Consider the following 4,961-nt stretch of genomic DNA (forward strand, 5'->3'; position numbering starts at 1 on the left):
CGGGAGGAGATTATGCAAGAGTCAGTGATTTATCAAGATATTTTCCAGAAGGGAGAACGAAAGGGAGAGCAAAGGGGAGAGCAAAGAGGAGAACAAAGAGGAGAACAAAGAGGAGAAAAAAGGGGAGAACAAAGGGGAGAGAAGAAGGAAGCATTGAAATATACTTTACGCCTTTTAAATAGACGCTTTGGTGAAATAGATTCATTAATAATTGAACGTCTTCAAGTCTTATCTACTGAACAATTGGAAGGATTAGGAGAAGAGCTTTTAGATTTTTCAAATGTATCTGATTTAATTGCTTGGCTTGAGCAAAATCCAAGCAGTTAAATTCATCTCTAAACAAATGTAGTCAAAGCGATGTCTACGACGGGTTACGCCTACGCACCCTACTACTCGTGGATGAGTCTTTGATACTCGTGGATGAGTCTTTGATACTCGTGGACGAGTCTTTGATACTCGTGGATGAGTCTTTGATACTCGTGGATGAGTCTTTGATACTCGTGGATGAGTCTTTGATACTCGTGGATGAGTCTTTGATACTCGTGAACGAGTCTTTGATACTCGTGGATGAGTCTTTGATACTCGTGAACGAGTCTTTGATACTCGTGGACGAGTCTTTGATACTCGTGGACGAGTCTTTTATACTCGCGGACGAGTCTTTGATACTCGTGGATGAGTAAATGTTATTGTGAGGCGATCGCTTACGGCAAGTACTGCATCCTACGCATCCAGCTAATTTGAACATTACAGCAGTTTTTATATAGATACAACACACGCATCTAGCCCCACTCCCCATAACCTGCGATACACTATTCTTGTAAATATCGCTACAGAGTTGGTGAGGATTGCAGGTGACAAACGAAGAACTGTTGCAAATTATTGAACAAGCTGCAAAGGAAAAGGCAACTGAGCTAGACCTCTCTAACAATCAACTCAGCAGCCTGCCGCCAGAATTCAGCCAACTCTCCAACTTGACAACGCTATACCTCGATAACAATCAACTCAGCAGCCTGCCGCCAGAAATCAGCCAACTCTCCAACTTGACTGAGCTATACCTCGATAACAATCAACTCAGCAGCCTGCCGCCAGAAATCAGCCAACTCTCCAACTTGACAACGCTATACCTCCATAACAATCAACTCAGCAGCCTGCCGCCAGAAATCAGCCAACTCTCCAACTTGACTGAGCTATACCTCCATAACAATCAACTCAGCAGCCTGCCGCCAGAAATCAGCCAACTCTCCAACTTGACAACGCTATCCCTCTTTAACAATCAACTCAGCAGCCTGCCGCCAGAAATCAGCCAACTCTCCAACTTGACAACGCTATACCTCCATAACAATCAACTCAGCAGCCTGCCGCCAGAATTCAGCCAACTCTCCAACTTGACAACGCTATACCTCCATAAAAATCCACAATTAACCTCGCCGCCGCCTGAAATTGTCGAGCAGGGAACGCAGGCAATTTTGACCTATCTTCGAGAAAGGTTAGAGGGTAGCCTACGGCAGTGGATTTCTAAACTGCTAGTCGTCGGTGAAGGAGGTGTGGGTAAGACATCCTTGTTAAGAGCATTACGCGGTGAAGAGTTCGACACCCAAGAATCCACCACCCACGGCATTGAAATTAAATGGCTCGATTTAACCCATCCCGGCAAAGCAGGTACTACCATGCATCTGAACTCCTGGGACTTTGGCGGACAGGAAATCTATCATGCAACCCATCAATTCTTTCTCACCAACCGATCGCTATTCTTACTCGCCTGGAATGCTCGACTGGGATTTGAGCAAGGTAAACTCTACTACTGGCTGGATACAATCAAAGCCTTAGCCCCCGATTCTCCGATTTTACTCGTCGCCACCCACATCGACGAGCGAGAAGCAGACCTTCCCCTGAAAGAGTTACGCGACAAATACCCCCAAATTGTCGAACACTGTAAAATTAGCTCTAAAATCAGCCTTGGCATTGAAGAATTGCGGCAAGCGATCGCAGAATCAGCCGCCAAGTTGCCCTTAATGGGTGAAATCTGGCCTACCACCTGGCTAAATGCTGCCAATGCCATCCGCACCCAGCCGAAAAAACAAATCACACCCGAACAATTGTGGGACATCATGGCTGAGTCTCAAGTTGCTGACATCAGCAAGAAAGTGCTAGCGCGATGGCTGCATGAATTAGGCGAAATTCTCTACTTCCAGGACAACGAAGAACTTAACGATACCGTTATCCTCAAGCCACAATGGGTAACTGAATATATCAGCAAAGTTTTGGAAAGTGAAGATGTCAGCGATCGCTCTGGCATTTTCACCCGTCAAGAAATGGCTCAACTTTGGCGAGACTTAGAGCCATCAATGCGCGATCACTTCCTACGCCTGATGGAGCGTTTTGACCTCTCCTATCGCACTCAAGAAAACCGGGATATCAGTTTAGTGGTGGAACGTTTGCCCCTCGACCCGCCTAATTATGAGCAGAAATGGCAGCAAATTAAACAAACAAGTGAGTGCAATGAAATTTCGATGAAATTTCAACTCAATACCATTCCTGCGGGAATTCCCACTTGGTTTATTGCGCGTCAACACCGCTTCACAACTGGTATTCATTGGCGTAACGGTGTTTTATTTGCTTATGAGCAGGAACATTTAGCATTAGTCCAAGCAGTTAAAAGCGATCGTTATCTTAAATTAACAGTGCGAGGTACTAACCCGCTGAATTTCTTTGTCCTGCTTCGAGATGGCATCGAAGTCACTATCGCTAGGTTTCCCGGATTAGACATTCAACGCACAATTCCATGTCTTGGGCATAATGGTCAACCATGTACCCACGAATTTGACTATAAACAACTATCGCAACGCTGGGAAAAAAAGAAAGGGACAATTGAGTGTCCAGAAGCTATGGAAGATGTATCAGTGCCAGAACTCTTATATGGCTTAAACTGGAATACCCAAAATGCAGTGCTAGAACGCATTGACCAGTTAGAAACAAAAGTTGTTGACGGACAAGCAGTAATTCTCGATGAACTCAAAAATCTCCGAGAACTGACGCAACGGGGATTTACCAATGCATTCCGCCGCGAACAAGCAAAAATCGACTCTCATTGTCCCAACGTGTTTGTTCTGCGTCCACATGGCGATAAAATTTGGAAGAAGAATCTAACTGGACAAAAATTAGATTTGCAACTGTATTGCCAAGCACCGGGTTGTTGGCATCCCACCCAAGAAGGCGGTTTATATGAAATAAATGAACCTGCCAAATGGCTGAGAGCAACCGCACCCTATCTTGGTAAATTAATTCGCGTCTTGAAATATGCTGCACCGATAATTGGCCCTTGGCTGGGTGTAGTAAATTCCAAAGAATATGAAACGCTGTTTAAAAATGACTTAGAACTATTTAAAGAACTAGCAGTGAAATTGCCTGAACTCAAAGAAGCTGAAGATTTAGAATTAAAAGACAAAATTGCTAGAGGTGAAGATTCAGATCCAGAACGCGCTGATGGTGCTGCTTTGCGTGCCTTGCGTCAACTTTTAGATGAAAAAGATCAACAGCAGCACTGGGGCGGATTAAATAATGTCTTGACTCCAGAAGGACATTATCTATGGCTATGCGAACACCACGCAGCAACATATAAAGGCTAAACCAGTTTTCATGTAGATGGAAGACACTAATCTAGTAGTTATCAATAAAATCAGGTGTAATCTTTATAAATGGCAGAATATGACAACCTTTGTAAAATCCTCGCAGAAAAGTATCCCCGTGATTTTATCCGTTGGTTGTTAAATCAAGAACCGCAAACAATTAAAATCTTAAAAACCGAATTGAGTATTGAACCAATCCGTGCTGATTCCGTGATATTTCTGCAAACAGAAAATCGGATTTTACACCTAGAATTTTAAACCACCATCAAATCTAAAGAACCAATTCCTCTGCGGATGCTAGATTACTATGTTCGATTGACACGAAAATATCAAGTTCCTGTTACCCAGATAGTAATTTTCTTGCAAGAGACAAGGGACGAAATTGCTTTTACCGAAGAATATGTCAGCGAAGTCACAACCCACCGTTATCGAGTTATCCGCATGTGGGAGCAAGATTCGGCACTATTTCTGAACAATCTGGCGTTATTACCTTTAGCACCATTAACGCGAACCGATTCAGCCCAAGGGTTATTGTCACAGATTGCCGAGGAAATTGCTAAAATTCCAGATATCGACACAAGACAAAACACTGCTGCTTACACGGAGATTTTAGCCGGGTTAAAGTTTGAGAAAAATTTTATTCGTCAATTATTTCGGGAGGAGATTATGCAAGAGTCAGTGATTTACCAGGATATTTTCCAGAAGGGAGAACAAAGAGGAGAACAAAGGGGAGAGAGGAAGGAAGCATTGAAATATACTTTACGCCTTTTAAATAGACGCTTTGGTGAGATAGATTCATTAATAATTCAACGTCTCCAAGTCTTATCTACTGAACAATTGGAAGGATTGGGAGAAGAATTTTTAGATTTTTCAAATGTATCTGATTTAGTTGCTTGGCTTGAGCAAAATCCAAGCAACTAAATTCATCTCTAAAAAGATGTAGTCAAAGCGATGTCTACAACGGGCGTAGCTGCGGCACCTATCAAAACATCTGTACTCAAAAACCAATCTCATCTAACACAATCAATAAAATCAGGTGCAATCTTGATAAATGGCAGAATATGACAACCTTTGTAAGGTACTCGCAGAAAAGTATCCCCGTGATTTTATCCGTTGGTTGTTAAATCAAGAACCGCAAACAATTAAAATCTTAAAAACCGAATTGAGTATTGAACCAATCCGTGCTGATTCGGTGATACTTCTGCAAACAGAAAATCGGATTCTACACCTAGAATTTCAAACCACAATCAAATCTAAAGAACCAATTCCTCTGCGGATGCTAGATTACTATGTTCGATTGACACGAAAATATCAAGTTCCTGTTACCCAGATAGT

Annotated in this window: 3 protein-coding genes and 2 pseudogenes; all 5 read left to right on the top strand. The window is 42.7% G+C overall.

The window, feature by feature from the left end; translation table 11 throughout:
• Positions 1–12 precede the first annotated feature (12 nt).
• Positions 13–327, top strand: coding sequence for a DUF4351 domain-containing protein (locus F8S12_RS24375; RefSeq protein WP_331001439.1), 315 nt, complete (start codon positions 13–15; stop codon positions 325–327).
• Positions 328–395: 68 nt separating this feature from the next.
• Positions 396–680, top strand: a complete 285-nt coding sequence (locus tag F8S12_RS24380; RefSeq protein WP_196518894.1) for a hypothetical protein — start codon at positions 396–398, stop codon at positions 678–680.
• A gap of 171 nt (positions 681–851) precedes the next feature.
• Complete coding sequence (locus tag F8S12_RS24385) at positions 852–3,626, top strand: COR domain-containing protein (protein WP_196518895.1); 2,775 nt, start codon at positions 852–854, stop codon at positions 3,624–3,626.
• A gap of 69 nt (positions 3,627–3,695) precedes the next feature.
• A pseudogene (locus F8S12_RS24390) lies at positions 3,696–4,547 on the top strand (Rpn family recombination-promoting nuclease/putative transposase).
• A gap of 130 nt (positions 4,548–4,677) precedes the next feature.
• A pseudogene (locus tag F8S12_RS24395) lies at positions 4,678–4,961 on the top strand (hypothetical protein); the annotation flags it as partial.

It is taken from the genome of Nostoc sp. WHI, assembly GCF_015714725.1.
Taxonomy (GTDB): Bacteria; Cyanobacteriota; Cyanobacteriia; order Cyanobacteriales; family Nostocaceae; genus Nostoc.

What these genes read in the sequence shown, in the direction of transcription:
- F8S12_RS24375 (WP_331001439.1), top strand. Translation starts at nt 13, where the DNA reads ATGCAAGAGTCAGTGATTTATCAAGATATTTTCCAGAAGGGAGAACGA.